This window comes from Dactylosporangium sp. NPDC051485, assembly GCF_040682015.1.
GTDB lineage: Bacteria > Actinomycetota > Actinomycetes > Mycobacteriales > Micromonosporaceae > Dactylosporangium.
Genome location: NZ_JBFAZW010000072.1, coordinates 27,916 through 45,183 on the forward strand (window position 1 = coordinate 27,916; position 17,268 = coordinate 45,183).

A 17,268-nucleotide genomic window follows, 5' to 3' on the forward strand; every position below is an offset into this window, starting at 1 on the left:
CGCCGAGACCTGGACCGGTCACGCATGTCAGCCAATTCCGCGCGACTGAAGAATGACAGCTGCCCCATGCCATTAATTATCCCCGAGCCCGCCCAGAATCACCGCCCCGAACGGTAACGACAATGTCAAATGGTGCACGCTCATGCCGCGATACGGGCGCCCGGCCGGTCGACCGGAAATGCCCTCCCCGGCGGGGCGTCTAGAGTTCGATCGCTGGCCGGCACTTTCCTAGCACCGCGGCCCGGCCCTGGTGGTAGCTCGACGCTCTCCGCGTGGTGACGGTCTAGTGCTGCTGGCGGGCCATCGCCTCGGCGCTGACCGGTGTGAATAGGTTGACCAGCGTTCCGTCGGGGTCGCGGAACAGCAGTGATCGGTTGCCCCAGGGCATTGTGGTCGGGTCTTGAACGAACTCGCCGATGATGTCGCGCAGCCGGGCGAACTCGGCGTCGACATCGTCCACGCGGAACTCGATGATTGCCGTCCGGTTGGCGGCCGGCTCGGCTGAGCCTTCGCCGAAGAGCTTGACCGTTGCGGTGCTGCCGATCGCCAGCGTCGCTCCCGGCAGAACGATCTCAGCGAAGTCAGGCGTGTACCGGCGGGCGGTCTGGCCCGTGACTTGCTCGTAGAACTCGGTGAGACAGCCGACCTGGTCTGTGATGATGCGGACCGACACGAATTTCATGACGTTGCTCCTCGTTGCGGGTTGGCAAGCAAGACGCTAGGCCCGATACCGGGCACAATCCGCCCGGTATTGAGGAAGAATCTGACCATGACACGGCCGACCGCACGGGTGCTCGCCCTCCTCGAGATCCTGCAGGCCGGCGGCACCTATACCGCTTCTGACCTGGCTGAACGGCTCGGCGTCGACGAGCGCACCGTACGCCGCTACGCCGAGCACCTGCTGGATCTGGAAGTGCCGGTCGAATCGGTACGCGGCCGCTACGGCGGATATCGGCTGGCGCCCGGATTCCGGATGCCACCGCTCATGCTGACCGATGAGGAAGCACTTGCCGTCGTGCTCGGCCTGGTGGCAGGCCGCCGGGCCGGCCTGGTGCCGACATCGCCAGAAGCGGCCACAACCGCAGCCGCCAAGGTGCGCAGGGTACTGCCCAAAGCGCTGGCCTCCCGGCTCGATGCACTGTTGGCGACCACTGACTTCACCGCACCGGGGCGTGCGGTGCCGACGCCGGAGGCCTCGGTCATGCTGCGGCTGGCGGAAGCGACGCGACAGCACCAGCCCGCGGTCATCAGCTACACCGACCGCACCGGACGCCGCAGCGAGCGCACTGTGCATCCCTATGGGCTCGTGACGCACTCCGGGCGCTGGTATGTGACCGGCACCGACTCCGCATCCAGAGAACTGCGTACCTTCCGGCTCGACCGCATCGTGCAGGTACGCATCGCGCACGGCACCTTCGCGGTGCCCGAGGGCTTCCAGCCCGCCGACGTGGTCCTGACGAGCCTGGCCGGCACGCCATGGCGGCATCAGGTCGCCGTCGCCGTGCAGGGCACCGCCGACGAGGTACGGGCGGCTCTGCCACACGGAATCGCCAGCGTCGAACCCGATGCCGAAGACGGCCCGGACTGGGTTCTCGTACGGCTGCGGGCGGAGCGACTCGACTGGGTTCCCGGCGTCCTGGCCGGGCTCGGACTGCCATTCGTCGTGCGGGAGCCTGCGCAACTCCGCGACATCGTGCGCGCGTGGACGGACCGCATCGCCGGATGTGCAGCCGCAACGTCTCCACAGGAGGCGATCGCCGCCTGGGGACCGAGGTGATCAAGGGTAAGGGCGGTACGTCGGTTGGATGGCCGGCTCTGGCTGGTGTTCGTGCTGAAAACCGGGGTCGTGCATGTGCCTCTGGACCTGTACCGTGCTCGCGTGACGACGCCACCGCCCCCCGTCGGGCCGAGCCCGGACCAGCCCGGTTCGAGCGAGCCTGACGCCACTATGCCGGCATCGGGCATGCCGTCGGCCGCTGCGGTACCGACGTCCGGGGTTCCTGTCTCCGGGATGCCGACGGGTGCGGTTCCGACGTACGGGATGCCGGCCCCCGCGGCGCCCGGCTTTGGGATGCCTGGCCCCGGGATGCCGACCGGTGAGGTGCCGGTGTGGAATGCGCCGGGGCCCGGTGGGTACGCCGGCGGTCCCGGCGCAGTCTGGCCGGCCGGAGCGCCGGTGGCGCCGAAGCGGTCCAGGACCGGGCTGGTTGTCGGGGTTGTCGTTGTCGTGCTCCTGCTGCTGTGCTCCGCCGGTGGCGTTGCCGCGTTCGTTGCCGTCGGTAATCGGCGAACGGACAGCTCGGCCACGGCCAAGGACGCGGGCAAGGCCTCGAGCGAGCCCTCGAACCCGCCGAAGCCGATGTCCGTTGCCGAATACCAGGCAATCCTCACCGAGGTGGACGGTCTGCTCGGGCCGGCGTGGCAAAAGGTTGTCGGGGCGGGCAACCGGACCGCGACGTCCGAGGCGGCCGGGGCACTGGCCCAGGCGACCAAGGACAGCGAGGCCCGGCTGGCGTACCTGACCGCGCCCCCGGAGGCGAAGGCCGGCCACGAGCACCTCATGCGGGCGTTCACGTCGGCCGGCAATGGTTTCAGCGACCTGGCCCGGACAGTGCGGCGGGGCGACGTGTGTGCCGGCTCCTCGGCGGTCGCGCAGGTGACCGGCTCGGTGGCGGCGAACGAGGTCCGAGAGGCGGTCAAGGCCTTCGGGACGACGTTCACCTTCGGCGCGTGGCTGCCGGCGCCCGCCGCCCAACAGGACCGCAAGCTGGCCAACGGCACGTATGTGAAGAAGGGCACGCTCAACGGCTCCGGCGAGTTCACGATCAACAACAGCGGCGCCAAAACCGACGTCGTGGTGAGCCTCGTGCCGAACGGCGCGAAGGTCGCCGCCACGACGGTCTACGTCTCGGCCGGCCAAACGTTCAAGGTCAAGCGCGTACGGGACGGCAGCTACCAGGTCTACCTGGCGAGCGGCGCGGACTGGGACGCGGGCGTCGCCGGCTTCACCCGCGACTGCGACCTGTCGAAGTTCACGGAGCCCATCGACTTCAAGACCACCAGCAGGCAGTACACCACCTGGGAAATCACCCTCAAGGCGTCCGCCGGCGGCAACGCACACACCGACGAGGTCGACCCGGCCGACTACCCACAATGACCGGGCGCCGGACGGCACCCCAGGGGTGCAAGCTCGCCCACTGACCGGGCACCCACCAGCCGGCCCGGCGGACCGGTACCTGGAGCGCCTGCTCGCGAGGTACCGGTTCGCGAAGGATCAGGGCGCCGCGAGCGCCTCGGTCGGTGCGAGCCGGGCGGCCCGCACCGCCGGGTAGAGACCGGCGATCGCGCCGATCACCAGCGTCGCGAGGATCCCGCCGGCGGTCGCCCATGGGGGTACGACGGCGGGCCAGTCGCGGCTGCCGGCGTACAGGGTGGTCACCCCGATCCCGGTCACCACGCCGCCGGCCCCGCCGAGCGCGGACAGTAGCAGCGACTCGGACAGGAACTGCAGCAGGATCTGCCCCCGGGTGGCGCCGAGGGCCCGGCGCAGCCCGATCTCGGCCCGGCGTTCGAGCACCGAGATGACCATCGTGTTCGCCACGCCGACCCCGCCGACGAGCAGCGCCACCGCGCCGAGGCCGAGCAGCAGGCCGGTGAAGGTACGGTCGGTCGCCTGCCGGGCGGCGAGCGCGTCGGAGGGCCGGGACACCTTCACCTCGTTCGGCGACTGTGGGTTCGCGGTTGCGGCCAGCACTGCGCGGACGGCCTCGACGGAGGCGTCCCGGGACCGGGTGTAGAGGGTCGTCGGGTGCCCGTCGAAGTCGAGGTACGTCTTCGCCGCGTCCCAGCCGACGAGCGCTGCCGCGTCGAGCTCCGGGGCCAGCGGCACCGGCTCCAGGATGCCGATCACGGTGAACCAGCGGCGGTCGAGGTACACCTGGACGCCGTCACCCACCGAAACGACCCCGAGCCGCCGGGCGGCCGCGTTGCCGAGCACGACCGCCGGGTACCTGGCCGTCGCCAAGTTCAGCCACACACCGTCGGCCAGCGTGGCGCCGACGGTGCGCGGCAGGTCGAGGTGCGCAGCCTGTACAGAGATCGACCCGGTCTGCGCCGCCGGGATGTGGTCGCTGCGGTACACGTGCAGGCCGGACAGCTTGCCAGTCGCGGCAACCTCGGTCACCGGGCCGATCCGGGCGATCATCGGCACCGCCTCGTCGGGCAGCGTCGCGCCGCCGCCGAACAGGTCGTTGCCCGGTGCGACGGTGAGCAGGTTGGTGCCCAGCGCGGCGAGCTGCCGGTCCAGCTCGGCGCGGCTGGACGAGGAGATACCGACGACGGCGGTCATCGCGGCAATGCCGATCGCGATGCCCAGTGCGGACAGGAACACCCGCAGTCGCCGGGTGCGCAGCCCGGCGCCGCCGACCCGGATCACGTCGGTGAGGAACAGCCGGGCCGGCTGCAGCGGTTTGGGATGGATCGTCGTCACGTCAGACCACCTGCCCGTCGCGCATGGCGACCTGCCGGGGCAGGCTGGACGCCAGTTCCTGGTCGTGGGTGATCACGAGAATCGTCGCTCCGGCGTGGTGCAGCTCCCGCAGCAGCTGTACGACACCAGCCCCCGATGCGGAGTCGAGATTTCCGGTCGGCTCATCGGCGAGCAGGATCGCCGGTTCGCCGACGACCGCTCGGGCAATGGCGACCCGCTGCCGCTCCCCGCCGGACAGCTCGTGCGGCAGATGGTCGAGCCGGTCGCCGAGCCCGACCCGGCGCAGCGCCTCCTCGGCCCGGCGGCGCCGCTCCGCGCGGGACGGGCCCGCGTAGAGCAGGCCGTCGGCCACGTTGTCCAGCGCGGGCTGGCCGGGCGCAAGGTGGAACTGCTGGAAGACGAACCCGATCCGGCGCGCCCGCAGGGCCGACAGCTGCCGGTCCTTCAGCGCCGCGATCTCGTGCCCGTCGATGCGCACGGTTCCCGACGACGGGCGGTCCAGGGTACCGATGAGATGGAGCATCGTGCTCTTGCCGGAGCCCGAGGGGCCGACGATGGCGACCAGCTCCCCCGCCTCCACGGTGAGGCTGACGTCCCGGACGGCGACGACTCCGCCGGGGTACTCCTTCGTCACCTCCGAAAGCTCCACGACGGGGGTCATGACGGCATCCCCACCACGGTTCCGTCGCTGATCCCGTCGCCGCTCACCTCGACCTTGCCCGCGGCGAACATGCCGATCCGCACCGCAACGATGCGGTTCGTGGCCCCGTCGACGACCTGCAGGCCGTACCCGCCCTCGGCGAGCGCCAGCAGCGCCGCGACCGGCACGGCGAGCACGTTCTCCTTGCGGTCCGCGGTGAACCCTACCTCGGCGGTGACCTGGTCGAGCCCGGCGAACGCCTGCGGGTCGTCGGGCACGACGGTGACCTGGATCTTCGTTACCGCCGCGTTGTTGCCCTGTGCGGGCTTGATGACGGTCTCGGCCTGGCTGATCGTTCCGGGCACGTTCTTGCCGTCGGGCAGCTTCACCGTGACCGCGGTGCCCAACTTGGCCATCCGCTGGTCGGCCGCGTCGAGCTCGACGGTGACGACGGGCACGGTGCCGGTGTAGGTGAGCAGCGTCGCCCCGGGGCCGGCGGGGTCGCCGACGGCCGCCTTCCGCTCGTCGACGCGGACCGGGCCGGACGCGTAGACCACCCGGCCGAGGTCGACCGTGCCGGTCTTGGTGAGGCCGAGGTCGCCCTGCCACTTGCGCACGGCGGCGGCGGTCGAGGACGAGTACTCCTCGTCGACGGTGAAGCCTGTGTAGCCGAGCGCCGCCAGGTTCTGCTCGAACTGCTTGACGTCGGCGCCCTTCACGCCCGGCGCGAGCGTGCGGTAGGCGGGCAGGGCGCCGTACAGCAGTACCACCGGCGTGTTGTCGACCCGGTAGACGGCTTGTCCGCGCTGGAGGGACGCGCCGACCGCGGGCAGCTCGGTGACCGTACCGGGGAGTTTGCCCACGACCGTCGTCGTGTCGCCGTGGCCCAGCTTGCCGTCCTCGGTCTGCGTGTCGACGAGCGTCTGCTTGGTGACCTGCGCCGTCTTCGCCGGTGTCTGCGATCGGGTCTGTGCTTCGCTGCCGCGGTCCGGCAGCCCGAACCCGGCCACCGCGGCCGCACCGACGGCCGCTACCGCCGTCGCGACGGCGACCACCTTCCCGGCCCGCCCGCGCCTGCGCCGGCTCATGCGCCGGCTCCGCCGTTGGTGCTGGTCTTCTGCCCGCCTTCCCCGCCGCCCTGGGGCTTCGGCATGTACTGCTGGCACTGCTGCTCGGCCTTCTTGAACTCCTCGCCCTGCGGGTCGACGCCGAGGTTGTTGCCGTCGATCATGACGCTGCCGTCTTCGGACGGGTCGGGGAAGTGCGGTACGCCGTGCTCCCGCATGCACTGGGCGAATTGGCGCAGCTTCTCCTGCATCTGCGGGTCGATCTTCATCGGCTCGCCGCCGTTGGGCAGGTACTGCTTGCACGCGTTCTGTGCGGCGTCGACCTTCTCCTTGGCGATGCCTTGGGGGATCGACATCTGGAAAGCGTGATCGTCCATCTGCGGGTCTTCCATCGGGATGCCGTGCCCGCGCATGCAGTCCGCGAACTTCAGCATGTTCTCCTGGTCGCGCTGCGGGTCCCGACTGAGCGTGGCGGTGGGGCCAGCGCTGGACTTCGCCCCGCCGTTCGCCGTGGCCACGCCGTCGTCCCGGTCGCTGCCGCGGGAACACCCGGCGCCGCCGAGGACCAGCAGCAGGCCGAGGACGAGCGCTGTCCTGATGCGCATGATGTCTCCTCCTGGCGCGGCCGGACGGACGCCGGCCGCCAATGCCGCAGTCAAGCCGCCGGCGCGTCACCGGGCCGTAACCGGAAACGTTGACGCCGAGTTGACAGCCGGGCGCGGGACGATGGGTCCATGCGGATACTGGTGGTCGAGGACGAGCCGCTGCTGGCCGAGACGGTGGCGCAAGGGCTGCGGCGCGACGCGCACGCGGTCGACGTGGTCCACGACGGGGGCGCCGCGCTGGAGCGGCTCGACGTCAACGACTACGACGTCGTGGTGCTCGACCGCGACCTGCCGGTCGTCCACGGCGACGACGTTTGCCGGGCGCTGGCCCAGCGGGAGTCCGCGGCCAGGGTGCTGATGCTCACCGCCGCCGCCGACATCGACGACCGGGTCGCCGGGTTGGCGCTCGGCGCCGACGACTACCTGCCGAAGCCGTTCGCGTTCCGGGAGCTGGCCGCCCGTGTGACGGCCCTTGGACGCCGGGCCCGCCCCGCCACGCCGCCGGTACTGGAGCTAGCCGGGATCCGGCTCGACCCACACCGCCGCGAGGTGTACCGCGACGGCCGCTACGTCCCGCTGTCCCGCAAGGAGTTCGCCGTCCTCGCCGAGTTGTTGCGCGCCGACGGCGCCGCGGTCTCCGCCGAGCAGCTGCTGGAGAAGGCGTGGGACGAAAACGCCGACCCGTTCACCCACACGGTGCGGATGACGATCCTCAAGCTACGGCGCAAGCTCGGCGACCCGCCGGTGGTGCTGACCGAACCGGGAGTGGGGTACCGCCTCGCATGAGACATATGACCATCCGGGCCCGGCTGACCCTGGTGTACGGCGGCCTGGTCCTCCTCGCCGGCCTCCTGCTACTCGGCATCACCTACCTGCTGGTCCACCAGCGGCTCGCCAGCGACGTGGTCTTCATGGAGGGGGAGGCGCATCCGCCCATGCTCGCGCCGGGCCAGGGCGCAAGTTCGATGTACGTCAAGCAGATCCAGGGCGACGTCACGAACAGCGCGCTGAAGGCGTTCCTGACTCAGGGCGGCCTTGCGCTCACCGTGATCCTCGCCGCGGCGCTCGCGTTCAGCTGGCTCGTCGCCGGGCGGCTGCTGCAGCCACTGCACCGGGTCACCGAAACCGCCCTGCGGATCGCCAACGCCCCGGACCGCGGCCTGCACGAACGGATCGCGCTGGACGGCCCGCACGACGAGGTGAAAGAGCTGGCCGACACGTTCGACCTGATGCTGGCGCGGCTCGACCACTCCTTCGACGGCCAGCGCAAGTTCATCGCCAACGCCTCGCACGAGCTGCGCACCCCGCTGACGCTGAACCGCACGCTGCTGGAGGTGGCGGTCGACCCCGCGACGGCGTCGCCGGAGCTGCGACAACTGAGCCAGACGCTGCTCGCCGTCAACGCCCGGCACGAACGGCTCATCGACGGTCTGCTGCTGCTGGCCCGCTCCGAGCGCACGGTCACTGACCGGTCGTTCGTGGACCTCGCCGACGTCGTGTCGCACGTGGCCACGGTCCTGCCGCACGACAGCGTCGACGTGACGGTCGACGCGGGCGAGGCACCGACGACCGGCAACGCGGTGCTGCTGGAGCGGTTGGTGTACAACCTGGTGGAGAACGGGGTCCGGCACAATCTGCCGGCGGGCGGCTGGGTCCGCGCGGCCAGCGGCACCCGCCCCGACGGCACCGTCTTCGTCAGCGTCGCCAACAGCGGGCCGGTCGTGCCGCGGTACGAGATCCCGAACCTGTTCGAGCCCTTCCGACGGCTCGGCGTGGAGCGGGCCGCGGCGCCGGGCGCGGGACTCGGGCTGTCCATCGTGCGGGCGGTCACGGGTGCGCACGGCGGGACGGTGCACGCCGAGCCGCGCAATGGCGGCGGACTGGTCGTCACCGTGCTCCTGCCCACGGCACCCCAGGACGATCGCATAGTCGAGTAGGGAGGTGCTGACCAGGGAGTCCGGGCCGACGACGCAGTCGTTGTGGACGGCGTGCCGGCCGGTCAGCCGGCCGGGCATCGGACCGACGTGTCGCCGGGATGCTCCTGCTGCAGCCCGGGATCGGCGCGTGCGGCTCGGATCGCGTGGGCGCCGTCCGGGCTCGCGCCGTGAGTTTGCGCGGTGGCCCGCAGGGCCGGACTGAAAGACAGGACGCAGGCGACCAGGACGAGGCCGAAGCAGATCAGTACGCCGTGCTGCAGGCCGTCGGCGGTGACCGTGCGCAGGTCCGCGGTGAGCATGACACCCGTCACGAGGGCGACGCAGAAGGTCGCCGACAGCCGTTGGGTCAGCTGGAGGAAGGCGGCCGCGACGCCGTGGTGGGCGACGGACGCGAAGCCGAGCGTGATCGCCCGCATCGGCGGTTCGAAGACGGCCGAGGCCATGCTGAGGACGATCTCGATCGCCACCATCGCGGCGACGAACGGCGCCTGAGTAAACGTGGTACAGACCAGGACCAGCGCCGCCAAGCCGGCCGCCTGGACGGCGAGCGCGATCGGCAGGGTCCGCGCGCCGAGGCGGGCGTAGACGCGCGAGCTGAGCGAGGACGCGGCGACCCGGACCAGGGCGCCCGGAATCAGGGCGGCCGCGACCAGCAGCGGGCTCCAGCCGAGGCCCTGCAGCAGGTAGATGGTCAGCACCGTGGAGTGCGCCAGCAGACCGCCGAACCACAGCAGCGCGATCAGATTGCCGAGCACGAACCCGCGCGACGTCATGAGCGCGGGGACGAAGAGCGGGGTCCGGCCGCGGGCGGCGTAACTGCGCTCCCAGAGGCCGGTCGCCACCACCAGGACGCAGCACACGCCGACGATGCCCCATAGTCGGCCGCCCTCGATGCCAGGGTCGACCACGGGCACGGTGACCAGCAGTACGAATGCGGCGACCAGGGTGATCGCCGGCAAGTCGAGATCCGGCCGCCGTGCCAGGCGCGCCCGGTCGGGAATGAACCGCATCGTGAGCAGGAGCGTGGCGAGGATGAACGGCAGGTTCAGGGCCAGCACCACCCGCCAGGCCAGGCCGCCTGGTACCACCGCGAGCACGAGCGCGGCGCTGAGCGGCCCGACCACCGCGGCGGCCGCCCCGGCGGCGGTGTAGGCAGCCAGCGCACGCACCCGCTGCAGCCCGGTGAACCTGTCCTGGATGATCCCAAGCACCTGCGCGCTGATCAGTCCGGCACCCGAACCCTGCAGGGCCCGCGCGGCGACCGCCCACCAGATGCCCGGCGCGATCGCCGACCCGAGCGCACCGGTGGCGAACAGCACGAGCCCGAGGATGAACAGCCTGCGGCGCCCGAGTGCGTCGCCCAGCCGCCCGCCAGGAACCAGCCCGAGCCCGAACGTCAGCGAGTAGATGGACAGGAACCACTGCACCCCGCTGGTCGGTGCTGCCAGTTCGGTACCGAGCGACGGCACCGCGTAGGTGACCACCGCCGAGTCCAACAGCGTCGCGAACCCGGCGCCGACGCAGCAGGCCAGCAGCCCCAGCTCGGCCCGGCCCGACCACGGGCCGGCGTCCACCGGCCGAGTCCGGGCCGGTGAGTTCGCGTGGGCCGACACGAGCCAAGCGTAGGCAACCGCAGCTTTCTCGTCAAAGCCTATTGGTTAAATAGAGATTTACCCCTGGCGCTACGGCAATTTTCGTAGGCCGCATGCCGCTTCACGGTGGACGAGCAACCCGCTTCCTGGTGGAAGCATCCCTGGCACGGCCACGGCGCCGGCACAGCGTGCCGAAAACGGGTGTGGCCGCGGCGGCGATATGCGGAGGTCATCATGAGATCGGCAGCGGCATTGCGGTGGGTCACGGTGGGTGCTCTCGTCGTGGGAGCATGCGGGATCGGGCTGTTGTGGGCCGGCGGCGTGAAGTTCCCGGTCGCGGTACCGCCGGGGATCGTGATCCTGCTCGTCGGTGCGGTCTTCGTGGCGGCGGCGCCGTGGTGGTGGGTGCCGGTGGTGGGCGCCGTGCTCGGCGCGTTCGTGACGGTCGGATTCCTGCTCAGCCCGACCGGCCTGGACAACCTGACCGGCCATGCCGGCGTGACCGTGATGGTGGGGCAGGTCGTGCAACTGACGGGCGTGCTCGGAGCCTTGGTTTTCGGGGTACTCGCCACGCGTGCGCGATACGTGACGGCCGTGCGGCGCTGAGAGGATCGTTGCGTGGGGCGCTGGATGTTTGATCGGCCGCTGGCGGTGGACCTGGCCGCCGCATGCCTGCTGGCCGTGCCCTGCGCCGCGGCCACCGCGGTCGCGGACGGGGTGTTTCGCCAGGCTGTGCCGATCGGGTTGCCCGGCTACGCCTTGGTCGTCGCCGCGACGCTGGGCTTGGCGCTTCGCCGCCGGCGCCCCCTGACCACGCTCGCCGGGGTGGCGCTGTGCACCTCCGGGTACCTCATGGCCGGCTACGCGTACGGTCCCATCCTGGTCGTGTTCATGCTTGCCGTGTACAGCGCGACCCGGCACGGGCCGCTGCGGCCGGCGCTGTGGTGCTCCGCCGCAGCGCTCGGGTTGATGCTGGTACACCTGCTCACCTCGGACCGACCGCTGGGCTGGCTCGGCGTTGCGCCGGTCGCCGCCTGGACCGTCGTGCCGGCCACCGTCGGATACGGTCTACGGCTGCGGCATGACGCCGCGCAGCGGGCACGAGCCGAGGTCGTCCGCCAACGCATCGACGAAGAGCGGCTGCGCATGGCGCAGGAAGTCCACGACATCGTCGGCCACGGCCTGGTCGCCATCAAGATGCAGGCCGACGTCGCCCTGCACGTCATGGCGCGCCAGCCCGACCACGCGCAGGCGGCCCTGACCGCGATCAGCCGTACCAGCCAGCAGGCTCTCGACGAGTTGCGCGCCACACTTGCCGTGGTCCGCCGGGCCGACGACGAGCGAACTGCGCCGCACGGTCTCGCCAGCCTCGAACAGCTGGGCCGGCGGATGGCCGACGCCGGCATCGACGTCCGCCTGAACGTCTCCGGCGCGGCGGACCACCCGGTAACGGGCGCCGTCGACCTCGCCGCGTACCGCATCGTGCAAGAATCCCTCACCAACGTTCTCCGGCACGGCGGTTGTGACCGGGCCGAGGTCACCGTCCGGTACCAGCCCGACAGCATCACGATCGCCGTGGTCAACCCGCGGACCAGCGCGACGATCACCGGCGCCGGCTCGGGCATCGCGGGCATGCGAGCCCGGGTCGAGGCCTTGGGTGGCGAGTTCACCGCCGGTCCGGTGGCCGAACGATTCGAAGTACACGCGCGGCTACCGATCGGAACTCCAGCATGATCAACGTGCTCATCGTCGACGATCAGGACCTGGTCCGGTTCGGGCTGCGGACACTCATCGACAACGAAGACGACCTGGCCTGCGTCGGCGAGGCCGCGGACGGACTCGGCGCGCTGGTGGCAGCCAGCCGGACCCGCCCCGACATCGTTCTCATGGACGTCCGAATGCCCGGCATCGACGGACTTGAGGCCACCCGCCGCATCACCGCCGACCCCGAGCTGGCCGCAACCCGGATCATCGTACTGACCACATTCGAACATGATCAATACGTCTTCGACGCGCTACGCCACGGCGCGAGCGGCTTCCTGCTCAAGGACACCAGTCCCGCAGATCTGCTACGCGCCATCCGGACCGTTGCCGACGGCGGGGCGCTGATGTCGCCGTCAGTCACCCGCACCCTGGTCCGCGAGTTCGTCACCCTCGCACCGCGGGCCACGACCCCGCACCCGCAACTGCGCACCCTCACCGATCGCGAACGCGAGACCATGGTCCTTGCCGCCGAGGGCCTGGCAAACGACGAAATCGCCAAACGGCTCGGCATCAGCGTCGCAACAGCCCGTACCCACGTCGGCCGCGCGATGATCAAGCTCGGCGCCCGCGACCGAGCCCAACTGGTGGTATTCGCCTACCAGTCCGGCCTCATCGCCTAGTGCGGTGACCAGATACGTTGCAGCCGGCTCCGTGAACAGAAGCTTGTGGTGACCGCGTCCCGGCGCGGCCGCGCGGAACAGCCACGGCGGGTCACGACTGCCATACCCCCGGAGTCGGTGGCGAGGCGGCTTGGACCACTGCCGGGCGTCATTCCCGACCTTCCATCACCGCGTCCCACCGGCTCGCGGGCCGACACCACCGTCCGCCCGTTGGTCGTGCGCGCCAGTTGACCGCGACGGCGACTTCCCCGCCATTGAGTAGATCAGTGCTTGAGCAGGTCGGCAGAGCCGCGGCGTGGTGCCGCTCGGCCTATCTTTCTCAAGATCTTCGGCCTTACACTTCGGGTCGCCTTCCGCGCGGCTGGCGCCCACGCCGTACGCCCGGGGGCGTAACACGTATTCGGGGAGGAAACGCCTTGTCATCCACGCTCAGCCGCCGGGGCATGCTCCGGGCGGTGGCTGCCGCCGCGGCCACGACCGCCGCCGCACCGTTCGTCATGTCCGCGACGGAGCGGGCCGCCTCGGCGACGCTTCCCGGCGAGGTCGGCAAGATCACGTACAGCGCGTTCGGCAAGGTCTACATCGCTGACGCGAACGGGGCCAATGCACGCGAGCTCGCCTACAGTGACGTCAGCGGCGGTGAATGGGCGCCGGACGGCAGCCGGTTCTTCTTCGGCAGCGGCTCCCAGCTGTACTCCGTGCGCCCCGACGGCACGGGCATGGTGTCGCTGATCGACGTGCCGACCCACTCCGCGCGGAACCTCACGGTGACCCAGGACGGCCGCTTCGTCGTCTTCAGCGACCTCAACACCGGCCTGCGGTACGTCGGCACGGGCGGCAACTGGTTCGACTCGGCGCTGCTTGTCGCCTCCGCCTCCCAGGCCGACCGGCCGACCGTGGCCGTGGACGGGACGATCTACTACGACCAATTCGCCGAATTCAACAGTCACTGGATCATCCGCTTCGACAGTCAGAATCAGAACGGGCCCCAGAGGATCCTCACCGACGGCTGGGACCCGGACGTCTCGCCCGACGGGTCGCAGATCGTCTTCGTCCGCAGCGACTACGAAACCGACAAGGCCCAGCTGTGGCTGGCCGGCAGCGACGGCTCCAACCCCGTCCAGCTGACCACCGAGGCGGCGGCCGGCGCGTGGAACGTCCAGCCGAAGTGGTCGCCGGACGGCTCGACGATCCTGTTCGCCAGCGCCACCAGCCACCTCACCGCCACCGGCATCAAGAAGATCAACGTCGCGAGCAAGGTCGTCACGCCCGTGGTCGCCGTCGGCGCCTTCCCGACGTGGCAGCCGGTCAAGTCGGGCCTGGTCGAGCGGGTCTGGGGGCAGACGGCCCTGGACACCGCGATCGCGACGTCGCGGTGGAACTACGCCGGCCACGGCCAGACGGGCACCGGCCTCACGCAGGCCAAGGCCGTGGTGCTGTCCCGCAACGACGTGTACTACGACGCCCTGTCCGGCTCGGCACTCGCCGTGAACAAGGAAGCCCCGCTGCTCATCACTCCGCGCGACGGCCTGTCGGCGAGTGTCGAGGCCGAGATCAAGCGCGTGCTGGGCAACTCCGGCCACGTGTACCTGCTCGGCGGCACCGCCGCCCTCCCCGCGCCGATCGAGAACCGGCTCAAGAGCCTCGGGTACACCACCCACCGCGTCGCCGGCGAGAGCCTCTTCGACACGGCCATCGCCGTCGCCAACGCGATCACCACGACGCCCGACACGATCATCCTGTCCACCGCGCTGAACTACTACGACGCCCTCGCCGCGGGCGCGGCGGCCGGCGCCAACCCGGGCACGGTCATCGTGCTGACCGCCGGCGACATGCTGACGCCCGAGACGGTCGCGTACCTCAGGAAGTTCAACCCGACCCAGGTCGACATCGTCACCGCGGGCGGCCCCGCCGACCGGGCCCTGATCAACGCCTACAACCGGGGACAGCTGCCGAGCTGGGTCGGCTTGCAGTGGGGGCGCTGGGACCTCGTCGGCCAGACCGCGCAGGACACGGCGCGGATGATCGCGGAGTTCTTCTTCGGCTCGCCGCGCTACGCCGGCATCGCCACGATGACGTCGTGGTACGACGCCCTCACCGGTGGCGCGATGATCGGTGCGAACTTCGGGCCGCTGCTGCTCACGGCGCCGAACAGCCTGGACCACCAGGTCTCGGACTACCTGTCCGCCAACTCGGCGGCCATGGCCGACGTGGTGCTCATCGGCGGTCCCAACGCCCTGTCACCCAACCTCGTCCCGCAGCTCGGCAACGCCTTCTCACTGCCGGGTCACTACACCACCAGCGAGACCACGCCCGAAAACTCGCTGCAGGCGAAGGCCCAGGCCAAGTCGCTCGCCGCGACGGACCCGAAGACCCGCAGCCCGAAGGGCACGTCGGACAAGGCCCCGGGCCTCAAAACTAAGAAGACGATGGTGAAGCAGTAGGACCAGTCACCCGCCGAGGCCCTACTGGGACTTCCGACCGCACTGGTCGGCCGGACGGGCCTCGGCGTCGGCGGCCGGGTAGGTCACACAGACAGACGCAGTATGTGCGCCGGTCATTAGGTGCGGTAGCGGGACCAGCCGCGCGGCGCGAGTGTTGAGCAGGACGAGGAACAGCAGCGGGTACGCGATCGACATCAGCGAGGCGGTCGACGGCCGCGCTGGCCAACGTTCTTTGCTGGATCGGTAGGCGGGGCACCGAGGAGCCGTCTTGGCGATCCGACCTTCTGATCCGTAGTCAGATGCTCTATCCGTTGAGCGATTGACTTGAAGTCAACTCCGGGCGTGCTGAAACGCAACGCTTTATGTCGTTCGACGGGGTCAGCGTATCCGCTGGTCTACGCGTTGGCAACGGTGAGTCGTCCGCAGTGCCCTTCCCCGACTGAGCCGTCGTGATGAAACGGTGTGGGCTGTGCTGCTAGATCGCGTAACGTCCGATCACATTCGGAACACATTCGGAGCACGCTACCCACGATTGCGCAGCAGCCTATCCGAGGTATGCGGTGCCGTCTGCCTCCGGCGCCCCGGCGGTGCTGTGGCGTTTGAGGTACGCCGCCATAGCCTGGTTGTTGGTGTAGGCGAAGCCGTCCCAGCCGTCGTAGCGGAATCCTGCTCTCCGGGCCATGGCGTCGATCTCCATCATCGCGCGAGCGATCCGCGCGTCGTTGCCGTCGGCGAGGTCTTTACGCATGGCCGGGCTGGTGACCAGTTCGACGAAGATTGGTTCGGTGCGATGGTGGTTGTAGCGCGCGAAGTTCGGCGCGTAGCTGGGGCTACCCGAGCCGGCCGGGTCGGCCAGGAAGACGATGCCGGTCAGCGCGTCGAACTGGCAGAGGCTGTCGAGGACTTCTCCCGCATCAGTGGGTATGTCGGCGTGCAAGGCCGCCACGTTGCGGATGATGTTGTGGGCCCGGCCGATGATGTCCGCGTTCGAGTCGTCGAGCAGCTCGGCGCGGGCGGCGTTGACGATCCCGTGCCGTAGCCAGTTCTTGTAGTAGTCGAACTCCACGCCACGGACTTGCCGATCGGTGATGTGCCGGACGGCGGCCCAGTTCCGGGCTCGGACGGCCAGCGCGCCGATCGCGTAGGCGTGGGTGGCGATGAGGAGTCGGCGTTGGATGGCGGCGAGCGGCTGCCGTGGTTGTCCGGGGTGCTGGAAGATCCGAACGAGTGCCTGCAGCGCCTCGGTGAACCATTCGTGCTGCTGGTAGATCAGTGCCAGGGCCGCGATGCTGGTAATGCGGTGCAGCAGGGTGTCCAGTTCGTTCGGTTCCGACGTCTCGATGTGAGCGGCGTCGGTGGCGGCTTGCAGCAGCGCGCGGCGGAGCGGGATGTGGTCGCCTCGCCGGATCAGTTCGAGGGCGAGTTCGTCGAAGGCGTCGGCGTCCAGCCGCCAGGTCATGGCAGCAGCGGGTAGTTGTTGCAGGTTGTGCGCGGCGAGCCGTAGGTTGATCATCGCCGCGAGTTCGTCGCGGTATTCCGACCGCCACTGCTCCTTGTGCCGCGCGACGATGGCGGCCACGAGGCGCTCACGGTCCGCGGGTTCCCATACCACGCTGGAGGTGCCACGGCGGACGAACACGTCGCCGCGGCGGAATTCGAAGCCTTTGCGTTTGCCTCCCCGGGCCTGCGGGTCGTCGAGCTCGTATTCGCCGTTTCGGGTGAAGACGTGGAAGCCGCGCGGGCTCGCGGCGATGTAGATCAGTACCAGCGGACAGCCGTCGATGGTGTGCCGTGCGACGCCGAAGTCGAACGGCTCCGGCAAGTACTTGACGAGCTTGGAGCGCAGCCGCGACTCGTCGAACAGTTCGAGGTGGCGGGCGGTGAGATCCGGCACGGGTGTGCCGTCGTCGGCCGCGCCGATGATGATGTAGCCGCCGAGCTCGTTGCTGAGCATCGCGGCGACGTCTTTGACCAGGGCGACCACGTCGTAGGTGAGGGACAGGTCGGACGACCGTTTGAAGTCCAGTTCGGCCTGCTCGCCGCCGGTGTGAAGCAGCGAGCGGAGCTTCTCCTCGGTGAGGACGGGTTCGACGACAACGGCCATCCCATT

General features: G+C 70.1%; 15 protein-coding genes. 8 read left to right on the plus strand and 7 right to left on the minus strand.

What is annotated here, in order from left to right:
- Positions 1-283: 283 nt before the first annotated feature.
- A complete protein-coding gene (locus tag AB0M46_RS33540) occupies positions 284-682 on the minus strand; it encodes a VOC family protein (protein WP_363342689.1) in 399 nt (132 codons plus the stop codon).
- A gap of 87 nt (positions 683-769) precedes the next feature.
- On the opposite strand from AB0M46_RS33540, the gene AB0M46_RS33545 reads away from it, so the two are divergent.
- Both AB0M46_RS33545 and AB0M46_RS33550 read left to right on the plus strand, forming a co-directional pair.
- Positions 770-1,777: a YafY family protein gene (locus AB0M46_RS33545; protein WP_363342691.1), complete on the plus strand. Its 1,008-nt coding sequence runs from the start codon at positions 770-772 to the stop codon at positions 1,775-1,777.
- Between the two features lie 450 nt (positions 1,778-2,227).
- On the plus strand, positions 2,228-3,157 hold the full coding sequence (locus AB0M46_RS33550) for a hypothetical protein (protein ID WP_363342693.1): 930 nt from the start codon (positions 2,228-2,230) through the stop codon (positions 3,155-3,157).
- A 117-nt stretch (positions 3,158-3,274) separates the two neighbouring features.
- Here the strand turns inward: AB0M46_RS33550 and AB0M46_RS33555 are convergent, their stop codons facing one another.
- From AB0M46_RS33555 to AB0M46_RS33570, 4 genes are read right to left on the minus strand one after another with little or no spacing between them, the layout of a single operon-like run.
- Complete coding sequence (locus AB0M46_RS33555; RefSeq protein ID WP_363342734.1) at positions 3,275-4,480, minus strand: ABC transporter permease; 1,206 nt, start codon at positions 4,478-4,480, stop codon at positions 3,275-3,277.
- A 10-nt stretch (positions 4,481-4,490) separates the two neighbouring features.
- Positions 4,491-5,150, minus strand: a complete 660-nt coding sequence (locus tag AB0M46_RS33560; protein ID WP_363342695.1) for an ABC transporter ATP-binding protein — start codon at positions 5,148-5,150, stop codon at positions 4,491-4,493.
- Positions 5,147-6,217, minus strand: a complete 1,071-nt coding sequence (locus tag AB0M46_RS33565) for a peptidoglycan-binding domain-containing protein (protein ID WP_363342697.1) — start codon at positions 6,215-6,217, stop codon at positions 5,147-5,149. The genes AB0M46_RS33560 and AB0M46_RS33565 overlap by 4 nt, the downstream gene beginning before the upstream one ends.
- Positions 6,214-6,801, minus strand: a complete 588-nt coding sequence (locus tag AB0M46_RS33570) for a hypothetical protein (protein WP_363342699.1) — start codon at positions 6,799-6,801, stop codon at positions 6,214-6,216. Before AB0M46_RS33570 ends, AB0M46_RS33565 begins: the two co-directional genes overlap by 4 nt.
- A gap of 129 nt (positions 6,802-6,930) precedes the next feature.
- On the opposite strand from AB0M46_RS33570, the gene AB0M46_RS33575 reads away from it, so the two are divergent.
- Both AB0M46_RS33575 and AB0M46_RS33580 read left to right on the plus strand, forming a co-directional pair.
- A complete protein-coding gene (locus AB0M46_RS33575) occupies positions 6,931-7,587 on the plus strand; it encodes a response regulator transcription factor (RefSeq protein ID WP_363342701.1) in 657 nt (218 codons plus the stop codon).
- The gene (locus AB0M46_RS33580) at positions 7,584-8,738 is read left to right on the plus strand and encodes a HAMP domain-containing sensor histidine kinase (protein WP_363342703.1); all 1,155 of its coding nucleotides are present in this window, start codon (positions 7,584-7,586) and stop codon (positions 8,736-8,738) included. The genes AB0M46_RS33575 and AB0M46_RS33580 overlap by 4 nt, the downstream gene beginning before the upstream one ends.
- 62 nt (positions 8,739-8,800) lie before the next feature.
- On the opposite strand, the gene AB0M46_RS33585 is transcribed toward AB0M46_RS33580, so the two are convergent.
- A complete protein-coding gene (locus tag AB0M46_RS33585; RefSeq protein WP_363342705.1) occupies positions 8,801-10,351 on the minus strand; it encodes an MFS transporter in 1,551 nt (516 codons plus the stop codon).
- Between the two features lie 213 nt (positions 10,352-10,564).
- Here AB0M46_RS33585 and AB0M46_RS33590 point away from each other — a divergent pair, with 213 nt between their 5' ends.
- The 4 genes from AB0M46_RS33590 (at position 10,565) to AB0M46_RS33605 (ending at position 15,158) form a co-directional block, all read left to right on the plus strand.
- Positions 10,565-10,936, plus strand: coding sequence for a hypothetical protein (locus AB0M46_RS33590; RefSeq protein WP_363342707.1), 372 nt, complete (start codon positions 10,565-10,567; stop codon positions 10,934-10,936).
- Positions 10,937-10,948: 12 nt separating this feature from the next.
- A complete protein-coding gene (locus AB0M46_RS33595; RefSeq protein ID WP_363342709.1) occupies positions 10,949-12,064 on the plus strand; it encodes a histidine kinase in 1,116 nt (371 codons plus the stop codon).
- Positions 12,061-12,714, plus strand: coding sequence for a response regulator transcription factor (locus tag AB0M46_RS33600; RefSeq protein ID WP_363342711.1), 654 nt, complete (start codon positions 12,061-12,063; stop codon positions 12,712-12,714). Before AB0M46_RS33595 ends, AB0M46_RS33600 begins: the two co-directional genes overlap by 4 nt.
- A 416-nt stretch (positions 12,715-13,130) precedes the next feature.
- Complete coding sequence (locus AB0M46_RS33605; RefSeq protein WP_363342713.1) at positions 13,131-15,158, plus strand: cell wall-binding repeat-containing protein; 2,028 nt, start codon at positions 13,131-13,133, stop codon at positions 15,156-15,158.
- Positions 15,159-15,702: 544 nt separating this feature from the next.
- On the opposite strand, the gene AB0M46_RS33610 is transcribed toward AB0M46_RS33605, so the two are convergent.
- The gene (locus AB0M46_RS33610; protein ID WP_363342715.1) at positions 15,703-17,262 is read right to left on the minus strand and encodes an ATP-binding protein; all 1,560 of its coding nucleotides are present in this window, start codon (positions 17,260-17,262) and stop codon (positions 15,703-15,705) included.
- Between the last annotated feature and the right edge of the window lie 6 nt (positions 17,263-17,268).

Coding starts and splice junctions, on each gene's coding strand:
- AB0M46_RS33570 (WP_363342699.1), bottom strand. CDS start 6,801: ATGCGCATCAGGACAGCGCTCGTCCTCGGCCTGCTGCTGGTCCTCGGC.
- AB0M46_RS33600 (WP_363342711.1), top strand. CDS start 12,061: ATGATCAACGTGCTCATCGTCGACGATCAGGACCTGGTCCGGTTCGGG.
- AB0M46_RS33560 (WP_363342695.1), bottom strand. CDS start 5,150: ATGACCCCCGTCGTGGAGCTTTCGGAGGTGACGAAGGAGTACCCCGGC.
- AB0M46_RS33565 (WP_363342697.1), bottom strand. CDS start 6,217: ATGAGCCGGCGCAGGCGCGGGCGGGCCGGGAAGGTGGTCGCCGTCGCG.
- AB0M46_RS33540 (WP_363342689.1), bottom strand. CDS start 682: ATGAAATTCGTGTCGGTCCGCATCATCACAGACCAGGTCGGCTGTCTC.
- AB0M46_RS33575 (WP_363342701.1), top strand. CDS start 6,931: ATGCGGATACTGGTGGTCGAGGACGAGCCGCTGCTGGCCGAGACGGTG.
- AB0M46_RS33590 (WP_363342707.1), top strand. CDS start 10,565: ATGAGATCGGCAGCGGCATTGCGGTGGGTCACGGTGGGTGCTCTCGTC.
- AB0M46_RS33580 (WP_363342703.1), top strand. CDS start 7,584: ATGAGACATATGACCATCCGGGCCCGGCTGACCCTGGTGTACGGCGGC.
- AB0M46_RS33545 (WP_363342691.1), top strand. CDS start 770: ATGACACGGCCGACCGCACGGGTGCTCGCCCTCCTCGAGATCCTGCAG.
- AB0M46_RS33610 (WP_363342715.1), bottom strand. CDS start 17,262: ATGGCCGTTGTCGTCGAACCCGTCCTCACCGAGGAGAAGCTCCGCTCG.